The following is a 16227-nucleotide window of genomic DNA, read 5'->3' as shown; positions in this document are numbered from 1 at the left end:
TTTTAATTTTCTTTCGGTTTTATCTTCCACTATCATATTACTTCATTCACTTAATTGATCAATGTTCATGAACCATTCGGATACCCTAGAACTGAGTTTACAGCTTCTGCGCCAACCTTCAGTAACACCAGTCGACCATACTTGCCAAACCATCATGGCAGATCGTTTATCAGCAATTGGCTTTAATATTGAAAATATGCGTTTTGAAGATGTAGATAATCTTTGGGCAAGACGTGGAACTGAATCCCCTGTTTTTTGTTTTGCAGGTCATACCGATGTAGTTCCAACAGGTCATTTGGATGCATGGGAATCTGACCCATTTTTACCTGAAATCCGTGATGGCAAATTGTATGGACGTGGCAGTGCCGATATGAAAACGGCTTTGGCTGCCATGGTGGTTGCTTCTGAGCGTTTCGTCAAAAAACATCCGAATCATAAAGGTTCGATCGCTTTTTTAATTACTTCCGATGAAGAAGGTCCATCGATAAACGGGACTGTCAAAGTCGTTGAAACTTTAGAAGCGCGCAATGAAAAAATGACATGGTGTCTGGTCGGTGAACCATCGAGTACCAATACTTTAGGTGATATTGTTAAAAATGGTCGTCGTGGTTCTTTGAATGCTGTACTGACGGTAAAAGGCAAACAAGGTCATGTGGCTTATCCACATTTGGCAATTAACCCAATCCATACTGCATCTAAAGCCCTAGCTGAACTGTGTGATACAGTTTGGGACAATGGTAATGAATATTTTCCTGCGACAACATTCCAAGTTTCTAATATTCAGGCAGGCACTGGGGCAACCAATGTTGTACCTGGAACTATGACTGTTACATTTAACTTCCGTTACTCTACAGAAGTAACAGCAGATCAATTAAAAGCACGTGTGCTTGAAATCCTTGATCGTCATGCTGTGGACTATGATATTTCTTGGACATTGTCTGGTTTACCGTTCTTAACGCCTGTAGGTGAATTGGTCAATGCAGCTAAAACTGCGATTAAAAATGTTACAGGTACAGAAACTGAGCTCTCAACCAGTGGTGGAACATCCGATGGTCGCTTTATTGCGCCTACAGGTGCTCAGGTGCTTGAATTAGGTGTTTTAAATGCAACGATTCACCAAATCAACGAACATGTGAATATCGACGAATTAGAGCCATTGGCTGAGATTTACGAACAAATCTTGGTTGAGTTATTAGCTCAATAATTTGATCTAAACAAACCCTCAATATTGATCTGATCAATAGAATCTTTAAAAAGAAAAAGGACGCATCAGCGTCCTTTTTCTTTTATATCAATACAAACTCAGGACTTTATTTCTTTTTCAAACCAATTTGGAGCTGGATTTGATCTAAGTCAGGTACATGATAAATTGTTTCACCAATTTTCACATGCTGCAAAATAGTTTTGTCTTCATGACTTCCCTCGGCATCCACCACTTCCGAAATACGTAAGCGAATAGAATCTGGCATTTCATTGCACATCAAAGCAAAACGCTCATCAGCCTCCTCACCTTCAATGATCAATGCCACACCTAGAGTTTTCTTTGGGTCACTGACACTAAAAGCAGGGAGTTTCTTGTCATGCCATTCCACGACTTTCACATGGGTTGGACTATCCTGTGCAGATAGGACGATATTTTGTGGCAACAACATCGGTGCTTTATCAAAACAATCAATGATATACGCATCAATAAAACCAGTAGATACCGTAATTAAATGCTGTAACTCTTGGGTACTAATTTTATCTAATGCTGATTTTTCGACATTTTTAACCATGAGTACTCCTATTTAACCGTCAACAAAGCATCAATATTTTGCAATAAATCTGCTTCTTGGAATGGTTTACCCATATAATTGGTCACGCCTAAGCTAAAGGCACGTTCACGATGCTTTTCACCAGTACGTGATGTAATCATAATAATTGGTAAGTCACGATGTACTTCGTGGTGGCGTACAAGATTCGTCACTTCGAAGCCGTCCATACGTGGCATTTCAATATCCAGTAACATCAAGTCTGGTTTGACATTTTCAAGTTGTTCAATTGCATCTACACCATCTTTGGCCGTGATGACATCAAAACCTTGTCGTTCAAGTAAACGTGTCGTAACTTTACGTACAGTTACCGAGTCATCGACAATCATAATCAAACGGCGTTGATCACGATGACGTTGCTTATCTTGTTGTAACTGTTCCGCACCACCACGGGTTGAACTTTGCACTTGTCGTGCAATATTTTGTCCATCAAGAATTAAACAGACTTGACCATCACCTAATATCGTTGCTCCTGCAATCGCATTGATCGCCGCAAATTGCTTACCAATTGGTTTAACCACAATTTGTGAACGAGAACCAATCAATTGATCGACTAAGATCGCAATTGACTGTCCCATATTTCCTTTAATTAATAAAACAGGAAGTGAATGGGCAATACCATGCAAACGTGGCGTTTTTTGATTGGCAGTAAATTCACCTAAGTAGCGTAATTTGTAGCTTTGGAAATCAATGTCAAAGTAATCATTTTGTGTTTCAAAATACTCTTCCAACGCTGTTGGAGAAATTCGAACAATACGATCAATTTGTGATAATGGAACAGCAAATTGTTGATCGCCAACTTTTACCATCAAAGCATCACTAACCGCAACAGTTGTAGGCACGCGGATTGTAAAGGTTGAACCTTTGCCAAGTTCTGAGCTTACAACGACCTGACCACCCAGTGACTTAATCTCACTTTGCACAACGTCTAGACCGACACCACGACCAGAAATTTGCGTCACTTGTTGTGCTGTACTGAAACCAGGATGGAAAATGAATTGTAAAATTTCATTCGGTTCGAGTTGCTGATCCGCTTTCAACAGACCTTTTTCACGCGCTTTAGCACGAATAACATCTGGATCAATACCTTTACCATCATCATTGAATGATACTAATACATCAGTACCTTGACGGCTAATGTTCAACTCAATACGACCAGTCAATGACTTACCAAGTTTCTGACGCTGTTCCGTATCTTCAATTCCGTGGTCAATCGCGTTACGAAGCATATGTTCAAGCGGTGACACCAGTTTTTCTAAGATATTACGATCCAACTCACCTTCAGTATTATTCACTAACAATTCTGTTGGCTTATTTACTGTAGATGCAGTTTGACGTACTAAACGTTGCAAACGTGGCAATAGTCGTGAGAATGGTACCAGACGTGTACGCATCAAACTTTCTTGAATTTCAGCTTGAATACGTGACTGTTGTAATAATAAACCTTCAGTATCACGAATCTTATCCGACAAAGTCGTTTTGAAGTCGACCAAATCCGATGCTGATTCTGCCAATGATTTTGATAATTGGTTTAATGACGAATATTGGTCCATCTCCAATGGGTCAAAGTCAGTATAGCGCGAGTTAAAATCACCATGTTTGGCAATAATTTGACTTTCTAGCTCACCTTCCATTCGACGTAACTGATCTGCCAAACGTTGTATTGCCAACTCCATATCAGTCAGTGTTGTGCCTAACTGACCGAGATCCATTTCAATACGTGAACGGTTAATCGCATTCTCACCTGAAAGGTCAATCATTTTCTCGACCAAATCAGCAGAGATACGAATCATCTCATTACTGGCTTCTGCCTTCTCTGATTGATCCCATTCACCCAACATTGATGGTGGCTCAGTACCATCCCCTTGAACGAATTCATTACTCGCTTGTTCAAACAATAAATTGGTACGTGCCAACTTCTCAGGCAGTTGTGCAGAAACATCAACATATTCAATACCATGTAAATTTGATTTCAATCCATCAAAATTTTCATAGTCACGTTTGAAAATTGCTGCATCTAACCAACGGAATGTTCTTTCCAACAAACCATCATAAACATTCGAGTTAAAATTATGTAAACCGAATTGTTCGAAAGCATTCTCAAGCTCATAAGCAATTTCTGCAACTTGCTCTAAATGCACCATTTTTGCACCGCCTTTTAAGCTGTGTGCAATACGTTGTAATTGAAGTAATAAACTACGATTACTGCGTTGTTCAAACCATTGAGATAAATTCTTTAAACCATCATCAATTAACTCACGAGCTTCTTCAATGAAGGTTTCACGTGCAACGATATCCGCTGGATCTAAATCTGAACTTGAATCAAAAAGCGATTCTACATCAACAACTTGAATACTCTCAGCAACATGATCATTTTCCGCAATATGTTCAATTGCAGTAACAATATCATCTTCCACATGCTCAATTTCTTCAACATCAGCTGAATCATTTACAAACTGTTGCTTCGCTGTATCTGATTCATCATAAGCAGATGTACTTTCCGCTGGACGTTGTTGATCAATATTTTTCAGCACTGCTAAAATATGATCTGCTGGATAATCAATTGATTTTTCACGAATCAATTGAATTCGGTCAGCAATGTCATCTTGAATCAAACGGATTGACTCAATAATTTGTGGCGTTGCTTGTAATTGACCTTTGATGATTCGCTCATAGATTGTTTCTAATTCATGCGCAATTAAACCAATATTATTGGCTTGAACCATATTTGCGCCACCTTTTAAAGTGTGCAAATAACGCATCAAGTTATTTAAAGCCGTTGTATCTCCAGGATTCTCAGACCAAGTATTTAAATCCTGATCCATACCATCCGATAATTCATCCGCTTCCTCAATAAAAATGTCTAAAACATCCATATCGAATTCACGTTGACTCAAATCTGAGTCAATAGATTGTTTATCTTTATTAATTTCTGCAAAAACATAACGACCAGCAGATTCAATTGAACCACTCGGCTGCGTAGCAACTTCTGGTTGCATCGATTCAACCGCATCAAGCTCTACATTGACATCAATTTCTTGAAGTAAATAGTCATGCAATTCAACTAAGGTCTCTTTTACTTCATCTGTTAAACTAACACGCTGTCCTGAAGCCAAAGTATCAAATAAATGAATAAACTCTTGATGTACTTTATCAAAAATTTCATAAGCATAATCTGTATTCAGTAGAGCAGGATTTGCAATAACTCGCTCATACGCTTCTTTTAATTGAACACTAAAATCATGAATACCTTGAGACGCACGATTATTGGTATGTTCTATCAACAACTGAGTTTGCTGACTCAGGCTTTGAAAATAAACAGGATGTTCAACAGGCGCACGCTTATCAAACTCAAATTCAGCATCCAATAATAGATCAATTTCCAAATCGACAAGCTGCGTAACTAAGCCCACTTGTGAATCCTGATCTTGTTGGTATTGATGTTGGAAGTCATAACGATCCCATGCATCATTGAATTTTTGATAAATGTTGTGTAACTCTGAACTCTCCCCGCCTTTCTGCTTAAGAATATGTAAATAATCGCTTACAAACTCAGCATAATGGGTCAATAAAGTATTTTCATTTTTCGACGATTCTGTATCTTCTTGAACCAATACTTTAAAGAGATGCTCAACTTTACTACTCGCCTCAAATACATCGTCCACATGCGCCATGGAAGAACTTCCACGTAGTGTATGTAATGCACGAATCAAGCGGTTATACTGATCAGGCGTATGTTGTTCTAAATGCAAGAATTCATTGATCGTTGCCAAGTGCTCTTCTGATTCTTCAACAAAAATCGCTAAAGTTTCAGAATTGAAATTCTCATCAGTTGTTGCAACTGCATCAACATGTACAGATTCTTGAGCAACGATAGCTTCAACTTCAGTTGACTCAGTTGGTGCCACCACCTCAACACTAGCAATTTCTAAACCAGTCACCACATCAGCACTATTAAGTGTTGTCGCTAAACTTAATAAATCTTCTAAAGCAGGTTCTAAACTTATTTTTTGCTGTAATTGCTGACCTAACAATACCAATGGTGCCAAATTCAAATGATGAGGCAGCTTATTTAAAAATTCAGAAAAAAGTTTGAATTTATAAATATTAAATACTGTACTGACATATTGTTGAATCTCAGTATTCAGCTCTAAATTATTTGCAATCACACGGTTTAATGTGTCTTCAACAGTCCAAGCCAGTTCCCCAGAACTTTTAGCTCCGACCATTCGCCCAGACCCTTTAAGCGTATGGAAATAGCGGCGTACATTGACGAGTTCGGCATCTTTAGATGCTTCTTTTTGCCATAAATCCAGAGAGATTTGTAACTGTTCAAAAATATCTTCGAGCTCTTCTACAAAAAAATCTAAAATTTCTTCGTCCTGATCAAGATAAGTATCTTCAGGTAAAGTGACGTTTTCCACTAAATGTTTTAATATTTCTTTCATAGCTCAGGCTTCTACGTTAGTTCCCTTCTGTGGGACTAAAACCCTTCAAATACAGTCGAATGGCTTTAGAAGGCTTTTCTACTCTGCGCAATACCTACCTAAGACAGTAGATATTGCATATATAGAGTACCAATCATTTTATTCAGGTAGTTTAAAGTCTGAAACAGATTGACGTAATGCATCCGCCATATTTGCCAACTCAGATACCGAACGCGCTGTATCAAAGGTAGCACCCGTTGTTTGCGAAGTAATTTCTTGTACGACGTTCATCGTATTTGCAATATGACCTGCCGATGCAGACTGCAATTTCGCAGACTCAGAAATGCTTCCAATCAATCCCGCCAAGTTCGTTGATACTGTTTGAATTTCATCCAGTGCAACACCCGCATCTTTCGCCAAGTTCGCACCACGAACAACTTCCGACGTCGTTTGTTCCATCGAAATTACCGCTTCGTTGGTATCTGTCTGAATCGTTTTAACCAGTGTTTCAATCTGCTTAGTTGCTGATGCTGAACGTTCCGCAAGACGCTGTACTTCATCCGCTACCACGGCGAAACCACGGCCAGCTTCACCTGCCATAGACGCCTGAATCGCTGCGTTCAATGCCAAGATGTTTGTTTGGTCGGCAATATCGTTAATCAGAGAGACAATGTTACCAATCTCTTGAGATGATTCACCCAAACGCTTAATACGTTTAGACGTTTCTTGAATCTGCTCACGAATTGTATCCATACCTTCGATTGAACGGTTTACAACGTCTGCACCATTTGTTGCAATTTGTACAGAACGTTGTGCTACCTCTGCTGACTCAGCAGCATTTGCAGATACGTGGTCAATCGATTGTGCAATTTCGTTAATTGCCGTTGATGCTCCAGCAATCTCTTGCGCCTGATGCTCAGATGCTTCAGCTAACTGGTTGGTAATCTCTTGCGTATTCTGCGTATATTGTGCAACTTCTTGGGACGTTTCGTTAATACGAGATACAAGGTCACGTAATTGGTCAATCGCGAAGTTAATCGAGTCGGCAATTGCCCCTGTAAAATCTTCAGATACCGTCGCGTACGAACTCAAGTCACCATCTGCCAAATCGGCGATTTCATCCAGTAAACGTAAAATCGCATTCTGGTTACGGTCATACTCATCTTGTAAACGTGTTACACGAACCTTATCCGACTCACTACGCAAACCAAGCAATTTGAATACTGCAAATAAGAATGCACCCAAAGCTAAGATTAAAATCAAAGCAGGTAGAATCGTTGCAACACCTGTATTTACAGATAGACGATCTAAGCCTTTTAATAAGTTATCAGACTCAGCAAAAATATTGGATGAAGCTTGACGTACTTTGAAAATTTGATCTGAGTTTTTCAACACCGAAGTTGATGCTAATTGCACAATTTCGTTATAGTCTTCTTTAATACTTTCTAAAGATTCACGTAAGTTTGGATTATCGATTCTTGTTACACCTAACTCCGCATTCCCTGTTAATTGAGCATTAAGATACGCACCAAACGTTTCCGTATCAGCATTAAAATCCTCTGCTGAAGCACGTGTATTATCTGAACCACCCAATACAGAACCAATCGAACGTAAAATACGTTCCGCAATAAATACTTGGTTCTTCGCAATTACCACCTGGGTACTTGGCATGTTATCACGCGCCATTTGGTCAACCATTAGGTTATATTCAGCCTGCATCCCAGGAATCACGTCTGCAACTGCAATGTTTGTATCATATAATTGGTTAATGATTTTCTGGTGAGTTGTGATCATGTCAATATCTGACGACACTTGTTTCCAAGTTTTTTCAACACCTTCGACTTGATTCGATGATGGATGAATATCTTTAACAACTTCTAAGTTTTCTTTAAATTTCTTTTGCGATGCAACTAAAGCATCAATTGATTCTTTAGAACCAGAAGCAGTTGCTTCTGTTGCTTGGCGCGATAATGTTTGTGATAAAAGTTTTAATTCACCCAAACTACGAGTCAAGTCGTTATTTCGAGGAACCGTATAGAATAAAACCAAAAGTAAAATAATCGCAATGACGATACTCACAATCGCCATTTGAATAAATGGCTTAGATTTGTCACTTTCCCCAAATAACTTTGCAAAATCATCAATTTTCGACTTGAATTTCGTGAATACGTTAGAACCACTTTTTTGAGCAGTATCCCCTGTATTTTTCTTTTTAAGTTTAAAGCCCATTCAGCTTCTCCCGATTCGCTTAACTCTAATTAGGCGTCAAAGCTAGTTTATAAATTTTTCTGATGCATTCATGTATTGTGGATCATTTAACAAACGGCTAAACAAGAAGACATTCCAAGCCTGATTATGCTGCTGGAAATACCCCTGGCAATACGTTTGAAGATTTCCCTCTAAATCATTATTTTTAGAAAAAAAACCTTTTTTATTAAAATGTTGGATCCCCAAAACTTGATCTACAACCAAACCAACATAATGATCATTATGACTAATACATAAGACTTTCTGAGTAGGTAAAAATTGGCTTCTTTGCCCCGTTAAATAAAAAGCCAAATCAGAAACTGATAATAACCGTCCGCGAATATTGGCTAAACCTTTCACCCACCCTTGAACATTGGGTACGGGCGTATATTTCGGCGGATAAATAACTTCTGAAACCTCACCTAAAGGAGCAACAAAGTATTGCCCCATCATTTCAAATGCAATGCCTGACCATCGGTTAACTTCACTCTCGTTGTCAGCGTAATTTTTATTTCCTCGCTTAGACAACCGAAGTAATTCGATAAATCCATTTGCTGCCATACATTATCCTGCTTGAAGATGCTGCTTAATCGTATTAATTAGCTGATTTTCATCGATAGGTTTTGTAAGGTAATCACACGCACCTTGGCGCTTGCCCCAAACACGGTCAGTTTCCTGATCTTTTGTACTTACAATCACTATAGGAATATGCTTAGTTGTCGCACCGCGAGAAATCTGGCGCGTTGCCTGAAAACCATTTACCCCAGGCATCACCACATCCATTAAAATAAGATCTGGTAATTCTGCTTGTGCAGTCGTAACACCGTCAGCACCGTTCGTAGCTTCAATTACATCAAATCCATGTCTACCTAAAATTTCTTTAAATCGAAACATTTCAGTAGGTGAATCATCGACGATTAGAATTTTTGCCATTATTTTCCCCAAGCTCACCGTTATGCACTTACGTGATTGCGTATTGCATTTAATAATTCATCTTTACTAAATGGTTTTGTTAAATATTCATCAGAGCCGACAACACGACCTTTGGCCTGATCAAACAAACCATCTTTACTTGATAACATAATGACTGGAATATTTTGATAATTTTGAGAATTTTTGATTAAAGCACATGTTTGATAGCCATCTAGACGTGGCATCATAATATCGACAAAAACAATATCAGGATTCGCTTCTGCGATTTTAGACAGTGCTTCAAAACCATCTACTGCAGTAACAACTTCACAACCTTCTCTTTGCAATAGCGTTTCGGCAGTTCGACGAATAGTTTTAGAATCGTCGATCACCATGACTTTTAGATTTTGAAATTTATCGTCCATTTAGTGCCCCTTTCCGTAAGCTTGGATAGAATTGTGCTGTACAGATTTATTTTTACAATTAATCATGTTTTTTTAACATATTTTAACTAAAAAGATCAATGAACATTTACTGTCAAAAATCTCACTTCAAACTAAAAACAATGTAAATCTCACACAAAAAAAAATATTCTATCGCTTTTTGAAACTTAATTGTTTATTAAAAATTTGTAAAGCCATAAAATGGTGTGGTAAGAACTTTATAATCATACAAATTGTTTATTTTTTGGGGATGGGACACTTTGAATGAATAGAACAATCTATCTTCAAAATACGAATATAAAAACAAAAAAAATATTTCGTATTTTACTAGCAACACTCTGCATTTGCAGTTCAGCATCTGTCTATGCTGAATCACAAACCAAAGCTGTTTGGTATCGTTATTACGATAAGAATGGGGTTGCCAATATCAGCACATCAGTTACTCCTGCACATATTAAACATGGATATGAAGCGCTTGATCGTAACATGCAAGTGGTTCAGCGAGCAAAATCTTATAATGTGGAGAAAGATTTACAACAATCCACATCACGTGCAACAGAAATACGTAGATTAGAACAAGATACTCGCTTGAAACGCGCATATGGCAATTCATCTGTTGCAACCAACAAACGCAATGAATTATTAAATAACTTGAAACAACAGATCGCCTTACAAAATCAAAGCCTTAAACAATACCAAGCAGATCGTATCACATTAAAAAGACAAGAAATGGAGTTTTACCGCAAAGGCAAGACCATACCCACCGCGCTCAAAGAGCGAATTAAATACAACACAGAAAATATTGAACGCACAAAAAGCTATATAGAAAATCTACAGAATACGTACCGCAATACACAAACTCACTATGATGATATTATTTCACGCTTAAAAAAACAGGAATAATCACCTAATTATTTTACGTCCATCCCAATTTATTATAAATAATAAATTAACAAAGTAAGCTAAACAGTGAAATTTCTTTATAACGCTTAAATATCATACGCTCTCACTTATAAAGTTGAGTAGATCGAAATTTTAAATCAAACTAACATCAAAAATAGCCAGCTAATTTTTTTATCGTATTTTTTTATCGTATAATCTCTGCTTTAAATCTAAAAATTTTAGGACAGTTTCCATGCGCGCGAGTCGCTTTTTATTTGCAACGTTAAGAGAAACCCCAAATGATGCTGAGGTCATCTCACATCAGCTTATGTTACGTGCGGGGATGATTCGTAAATTAGCTTCAGGTTTATACTCTTGGTTGCCGATGGGTGTACGCGTGCTCAATAAGGTAGAGGCGATTGTTCGCGAAGAAATGAACCGTGCAGGTTCATTGGAAACTTTAATGCCAGTCACTCAACCCGCATCACTTTGGGAAGAATCTGGTCGTTATGTGCAATATGGCCCTGAACTTTTACGCTTTAAAGACCGCCATAGCAATGATTTTGTTCTTGGTCCTACGCATGAAGAAGTGATTACTGACTTAGCACGTAATGAGCTCAAAAGTTATAAACAACTTCCAATGAATTTTTATCAAATTCAAACCAAATTCCGTGATGAAATTCGCCCACGTTTTGGCGTAATGCGTTCACGTGAATTCATCATGAAAGATGCTTATTCTTTCCATGTAGACCAAGCATCTTTACAAGAAACCTATGATGTCATGTATGACACATATTGCTGTATCTTCACACGCTTGGGTTTAAACTTCCGCCCTGTGCAAGCAGATACAGGTTCAATTGGCGGTTCAGGTTCGCATGAGTTCCATGTGCTTGCTTCAAGTGGTGAAGACGATATCGCATTCTCTACCGAATCAGATTATGCTGCCAATGTTGAAATGGCTGAAGCAGTGCTCGTTGGCGAACGTACTGCACCGACACAAGAATTAAAAATTGTTGATACGCCAAATCAAAAAACCATTGATGATGTGTCTGCTTTCTTAGGTTCTAACCCTGCACATTCTGTTAAAGCACTCCTTGTTCAAGGTGTTGCAGAAGAAGGGAAAGCAGCTCCTGTTGTTGCATTATTCTTACGTGGTGACCATGAACTCAATGAAATTAAAGCTGAAAAACATCCTTTAATTGCAGCACCATTAGCTTTTGCAACAGAAGCTCAACTCCAAGAAAATGGCTTAACCGCAGGTTTCTGTGGCCCTCAAGGTCTTGTTGAAAAAGGTTTAACAGTCATTATTGATCGTGCTGCTTCTGTTTTATCTGACTTTGTTGCAGGTGCAAATGAAGTAGATAAACACGCAACAGGTGTTAACTGGGAACGTGATGCGAAATTTACCGAAGTTTATGACTTACGTAATGTTGTGGAAGGCGATCCTTCTCCAGATGGTCAAGGCACGATTTTGATTAAACGTGGTATCGAAGTCGGTCATATTTTCCAACTCGGTCAAAAATATTCAGAAGCACTCGGTTGTAAAGTTCTAGGTGACGATGGTAAACCTCTTGTTGTTACAATGGGTTGTTATGGTATAGGTGTAACACGTGTTGTTGCCTCTGCAATTGAGCAAAACTTTGATGATAAAGGAATCATTTGGCCTTCTGCTATTGCACCTTTTGAAATTGCAATCGTTCCAATGAATGCTCAGAAATCACCACGTACACTTGAAGCTGCTGAAACACTTTATGCTGAACTGCAAGCTGCGGGTTATGATGTGTTACTCGATGACCGTAATGAACGTCCTGGCGTTAAATTCTCTGACATTGAGCTAACAGGTATTCCACACCGCATCGTGATTGGTGAAAAAGGTTTGGATGCAGGGACTTTTGAATATAAAGGTCGTCGTGATGAAGAGTCTGTAAATCTATCTAAAGAAGAATTATTAGCTAAATTAGCTAAATAGTTTTAAGTTAAATATAAAAAATCCCGCTGAATGCGGGATTTTTTATGATTTATACAAATGCTCAGATTATTAGATAAAGCCAATAAAGATCAAAAACCACTTATTTTCATTTTTAAATCTGTCACAGTTGCCCCTACTGCACCAAAGTTCCCCATAGAACCATTGGCTAAACTGTTAAATGCACCTGTTGCACTCGTAGCATTATTGGTTCCCATCGTCATTTGATTCAGTGCAACGTCAAATTTACTTGAAGTGCCTGTATTAGCAAAAGTAAAACCTGTAGGGTCTACACCAGCAGAAAAACCATTGAGCGAGAAACCACTAGCATCCGTTGCTTTAAACTGAAATTTAAAGCTCGCACCTACATCTGAATTATCTGAAAGTAGTGAAATAGAACAACCATTCCCCGTCCCACAAATCGACTGAATTGCACCACCAAAGCGGATTAAACTACTTTGTGGTGTATTGCCCAACTGAACATTCAATACAGGCTTCACACTGGCAAAATTAATGTCTATTCCATCATCAAAACGCATGAATTTATTCACATCAGACTGCTGGGCCGTTGTAGCAATAAAAATTGATTTCATTGCGGTAGGGGTCGAAGTTGATCCATATCCTGCAAGATAGAATGCAAATGGTGAAACCTTAATTCCAGTCACACCAGTTGCAAAACTTACACCTATATTTGCAAATGGCTTACCACTACCACCATCAGCATCAAGCACTAAATTCAAGGTTGGTGCAGTAGAAGATGCCCCGATAAAACTCACATCAAATGCTTGATCCGCAAGTGTAGAGAAGCCCTTCCCTGCCATTACAATGGAGGCTCTCGCAGTGGCACTCGGTGTACTTCCTAAACCATCTGTGTCAATGATGCTCAATTGATTCATTTGAACCTTGGTCACACCTACACCAATGTTGATGCCGTCTTGTCCAGTCGTCTGAGCAAGGCTCTTATCATCTAAAGGTTGCATAGCCATAACCGTAGGGCTACAAAATAATAAGGCAATACATCCTAACTTTTTATTTTTCTGCATTATCCTAATCCTTAGGAAATATTTATCGTCAACTTAGTCACATTCTAAATGCAAATATATTGAGCTTAAATCAAAAACCGACCAATAGCATTTTCAGTTACGAGGAATGATATTCAATTGACTAGTCAGCTTTCCACCTGTTAAAGCAATTTCACCTAGACGAGAACCACTTGTCGCATTTGGCGCATAGAAGTTCAAATCACGCGCTCTAAACACACCACCTACAGTTTGATTTGGGTTTAAATTTAAAGTGGTATTAAATCCAATCTGCCCTTTACCTGTTGGTGTATTCTCAGTTTTACTAATCACAATTGCGTTATTAAATGCAACTTCACCAGTTAAATTATCCAAGCCTAAAGATGCGTCACCAACTGAACCAGTATCACTAATTTGAATGGTATTGTTTGTGCCAGTTAATGCAAGATCACCAACAATCATCATGCTATTACCAGTACCATCCGCTTTAATCTCACTATTTGGTATAAGAGATAAATTCATATTCCCACCAAAGCGCATTTTCAAGCCCATTAATACATCATCAGTTTTTGAAAAATTCGTTAAATTATTCTTCTGTGCACTTGGTAACCATCCTGCTGCTAACTGCGCAGACATAACAACTAACATATCTTTCAAACTTAAGTTGACACTACCGTTTTCCAACCCCATGGTGCCATAACCTTTAAGCAACATATCAATGTTTCTTAAGCCCAAATAATAGTCTTTATCACCGTCAATCACCATAATGGAAGTCGTTTTACTTCCATCTGCATTTCGCCCATCAGTCGTCATACCTAATGAAAAACCAAGTCGAGGTGTTGTGCCAGATCCAACTTCAGTTCTTACACCTTTTGCATCAAAATAATATGATGTAGCGGCATCATCATTTACACCGAACATAGCCATATTGGCATTAAGGTTATAAAAGGGTAATGCTAAGCCCCACTTGTTGGATTTACCATCATCTGCAAATAAATAATTTGCATCTGTTATACCCGCACTAGAGGTAAAACGCCCACGGCGAGAAATCGCTTGGAACTCAGCGCCACGAATCGCAGCCACTAAACTATATGGCCGGTTATTGGCAGTCGAATTATAAGTATCATAGATGGTTTGATTATAGTCAGTTATAGATGTCAACTTACTACCATTTCCAAATGCTGTATTTTTAAAAGTATTATTCTCAGGTAAAGTTACTTGCTTAGAGTCAGTCAAGTTTAAATACACGTCACCTGTGCTGAATGTTGCTCGTTTATCCTTCTGCAAACCAGTCAAGTTACCAAACTCAAAGCCATAACTCTTTAAGCCTGCACCACCAATTTCCAAAGTAGTCGCTTCACCTGATTTTCCTACAGTGCCTGCACCTAACATCGTATCATTATCTTTAGTGAACTCTGTTTGCATACGGAAACCAATCGCAGAAGTCCCACCAATGTCATTCGTTGTCGCTGTCTTATCAGATCGTACTGCCTTGCCGATCAGTGTACCTGTATTTTGCACACCGCGTACTTGCAACGAACCATTTACCATACGACCACTAGCACCAACACGAATTAAACCCTTCGCACCTTTAGGGGAGTTAGTTGCTAGATCCAAAGCATAAGGATCAGCGGTAGTCACATTGTTATTCACCAAAATTTCGATATTTAAACCAGAATTTGTCGTTTTGCCATTACTGACATAACTTCCAGTATTTGCAAAACCACTATTTGCAGAAGCAGAATCTTCTACACGTGTTAAGTCCACATAACCATTAGTAACACTTGGTGTTGCTGTAATACTCGCTACATTATTCAGTAGATTCGTTTGCAGCTTCAAGCCTTCTGTCGCATCGACAAAAGCATAAGCAAATCCGCCAAAATTAAAGTTGAAATTTTTCAAAATTAATTGATTAAGCTGGCCACCAGTTGCCACCTGCCCCAAATAAATATTGGCATTTTTAATACCTAAATCAATTTGACCCTGATCATTTTTACTAAAAAGACCATTCTTAGTTTTTAAATTTATACTTGTGTCTGACGTTGTTTGAACAGCCATAGTTCCAATCGGAGCACTACAACGTGTATTACTACTATCACTATCACATATACGGAAATTACCCACACTCAAGAGCATTTTAGATAAAGATAGATCTAATCCAAATCCTGCTTTCGTACCAACAGAGCCTGTATTAAGTTTTAAATCAAATTTGAGTGGATCAGTTGTGGTATTACTTTGTTTTAAATTCACCGTATCCGCGATCGCCGTCAACTCCTGACTTGTTGCGTCCGCATCAGCGCGGCCCACCTGATCTGTCCAATAAAGCGTCTTAATATTGGCTTCCTTCAGACTAGTTTCAATATGCACACCATCCTGTCCATTGACATTTCGCATATCAGCATCATCTAAAGCCTCCAGTGCATACGCTGGCATTTGCATCGCCAACATACTTACAGCCACAGCACTTAACACAAATCCATTTTTTTGTTTTTTTTCTAGTTTCATTCCCTAACCCTCAAA

At 38.5% G+C, this 16227-nt stretch carries 11 protein-coding genes; 3 read left to right on the top strand and 8 right to left on the bottom strand.

Features of this window, described 5'->3' with window-relative positions; genetic code table 11:
- Nucleotides 1-67 precede the first annotated feature (67 nt).
- The gene (dapE, locus tag EXE10_RS14705) at nt 68-1204 is read left to right on the top strand and encodes a succinyl-diaminopimelate desuccinylase (RefSeq protein WP_130113863.1); all 1137 of its coding nucleotides are present in this window, start codon (nt 68-70) and stop codon (nt 1202-1204) included.
- A 106-nt stretch (nt 1205-1310) separates the two neighbouring features.
- Here the strand turns inward: dapE and EXE10_RS14700 are convergent, their stop codons facing one another.
- The 6 genes from EXE10_RS14700 to pilG form a co-directional block, all read right to left on the bottom strand.
- On the bottom strand, nt 1311-1775 hold the full coding sequence (locus EXE10_RS14700; RefSeq protein WP_068975227.1) for a hypothetical protein: 465 nt from the start codon (nt 1773-1775) through the stop codon (nt 1311-1313).
- Nucleotides 1776-1783: 8 nt separating this feature from the next.
- Nucleotides 1784-6259, bottom strand: coding sequence for an Hpt domain-containing protein (locus EXE10_RS14695; RefSeq protein ID WP_130113862.1), 4476 nt, complete (start codon nt 6257-6259; stop codon nt 1784-1786).
- Between the two features lie 138 nt (nt 6260-6397).
- The gene (locus tag EXE10_RS14690) at nt 6398-8467 is read right to left on the bottom strand and encodes a methyl-accepting chemotaxis protein (protein WP_068975229.1); all 2070 of its coding nucleotides are present in this window, start codon (nt 8465-8467) and stop codon (nt 6398-6400) included.
- 42 nt (nt 8468-8509) lie between these two features.
- Nucleotides 8510-9046: a chemotaxis protein CheW gene (locus EXE10_RS14685; RefSeq protein WP_068975230.1), complete on the bottom strand. Its 537-nt coding sequence runs from the start codon at nt 9044-9046 to the stop codon at nt 8510-8512.
- A 3-nt stretch (nt 9047-9049) separates the two neighbouring features.
- Entirely contained in the window at nt 9050-9418 is a 369-nt protein-coding gene (locus EXE10_RS14680) for a response regulator (RefSeq protein ID WP_087553898.1), read from the bottom strand.
- A gap of 20 nt (nt 9419-9438) precedes the next feature.
- A complete protein-coding gene (gene pilG, locus EXE10_RS14675; RefSeq protein ID WP_004827613.1) occupies nt 9439-9822 on the bottom strand; it encodes a twitching motility response regulator PilG in 384 nt (127 codons plus the stop codon).
- 282 nt (nt 9823-10104) lie between these two features.
- Here pilG and EXE10_RS14670 point away from each other — a divergent pair, with 282 nt between their 5' ends.
- Nucleotides 10105-10743 (top strand): hypothetical protein, encoded by a 639-nt coding sequence (locus tag EXE10_RS14670; RefSeq protein WP_165383026.1) that lies wholly within the window; start codon nt 10105-10107, stop codon nt 10741-10743.
- A 232-nt stretch (nt 10744-10975) separates the two neighbouring features.
- Nucleotides 10976-12691: a proline--tRNA ligase gene (locus EXE10_RS14665; protein ID WP_130113861.1), complete on the top strand. Its 1716-nt coding sequence runs from the start codon at nt 10976-10978 to the stop codon at nt 12689-12691.
- 89 nt (nt 12692-12780) lie between these two features.
- Here EXE10_RS14665 and EXE10_RS14660 read toward each other — a convergent pair whose 3' ends face one another.
- Together EXE10_RS14660 and EXE10_RS14655 are read right to left on the bottom strand one after the other, a co-directional pair.
- Nucleotides 12781-13731, bottom strand: a complete 951-nt coding sequence (locus EXE10_RS14660; protein ID WP_130113860.1) for a DUF6160 family protein — start codon at nt 13729-13731, stop codon at nt 12781-12783.
- Nucleotides 13732-13824: 93 nt separating this feature from the next.
- Nucleotides 13825-16212 (bottom strand): DUF6160 family protein, encoded by a 2388-nt coding sequence (locus EXE10_RS14655; protein WP_130113859.1) that lies wholly within the window; start codon nt 16210-16212, stop codon nt 13825-13827.
- Nucleotides 16213-16227: the final 15 nt, after the last annotated feature.

The organism is Acinetobacter sp. WCHAc060033 (assembly GCF_004209125.1).
Classification (GTDB): Bacteria; Pseudomonadota; Gammaproteobacteria; order Pseudomonadales; family Moraxellaceae; genus Acinetobacter; species Acinetobacter wuhouensis.
The sequence above is the reverse complement of the archived record's forward strand: the minus strand, read 5'-3'. Positions and strand labels throughout refer to the sequence as shown.

What these genes read in the sequence shown, in the direction of transcription:
- EXE10_RS14680 (WP_087553898.1), bottom strand. Translation starts at nt 9,418, where the DNA reads ATGGCAAAAATTCTAATCGTCGATGATTCACCTACTGAAATGTTTCGA.
- dapE (WP_130113863.1), top strand. Translation starts at nt 68, where the DNA reads ATGAACCATTCGGATACCCTAGAACTGAGTTTACAGCTTCTGCGCCAA.
- pilG (WP_004827613.1), bottom strand. Translation starts at nt 9,822, where the DNA reads ATGGACGATAAATTTCAAAATCTAAAAGTCATGGTGATCGACGATTCT.
- EXE10_RS14660 (WP_130113860.1), bottom strand. Translation starts at nt 13,731, where the DNA reads ATGCAGAAAAATAAAAAGTTAGGATGTATTGCCTTATTATTTTGTAGC.
- EXE10_RS14695 (WP_130113862.1), bottom strand. Translation starts at nt 6,259, where the DNA reads ATGAAAGAAATATTAAAACATTTAGTGGAAAACGTCACTTTACCTGAA.
- EXE10_RS14700 (WP_068975227.1), bottom strand. Translation starts at nt 1,775, where the DNA reads ATGGTTAAAAATGTCGAAAAATCAGCATTAGATAAAATTAGTACCCAA.
- EXE10_RS14670 (WP_165383026.1), top strand. Translation starts at nt 10,105, where the DNA reads ATGAATAGAACAATCTATCTTCAAAATACGAATATAAAAACAAAAAAA.
- EXE10_RS14690 (WP_068975229.1), bottom strand. Translation starts at nt 8,467, where the DNA reads ATGGGCTTTAAACTTAAAAAGAAAAATACAGGGGATACTGCTCAAAAA.
- EXE10_RS14685 (WP_068975230.1), bottom strand. Translation starts at nt 9,046, where the DNA reads ATGGCAGCAAATGGATTTATCGAATTACTTCGGTTGTCTAAGCGAGGA.
- EXE10_RS14665 (WP_130113861.1), top strand. Translation starts at nt 10,976, where the DNA reads ATGCGCGCGAGTCGCTTTTTATTTGCAACGTTAAGAGAAACCCCAAAT.
- EXE10_RS14655 (WP_130113859.1), bottom strand. Translation starts at nt 16,212, where the DNA reads ATGAAACTAGAAAAAAAACAAAAAAATGGATTTGTGTTAAGTGCTGTG.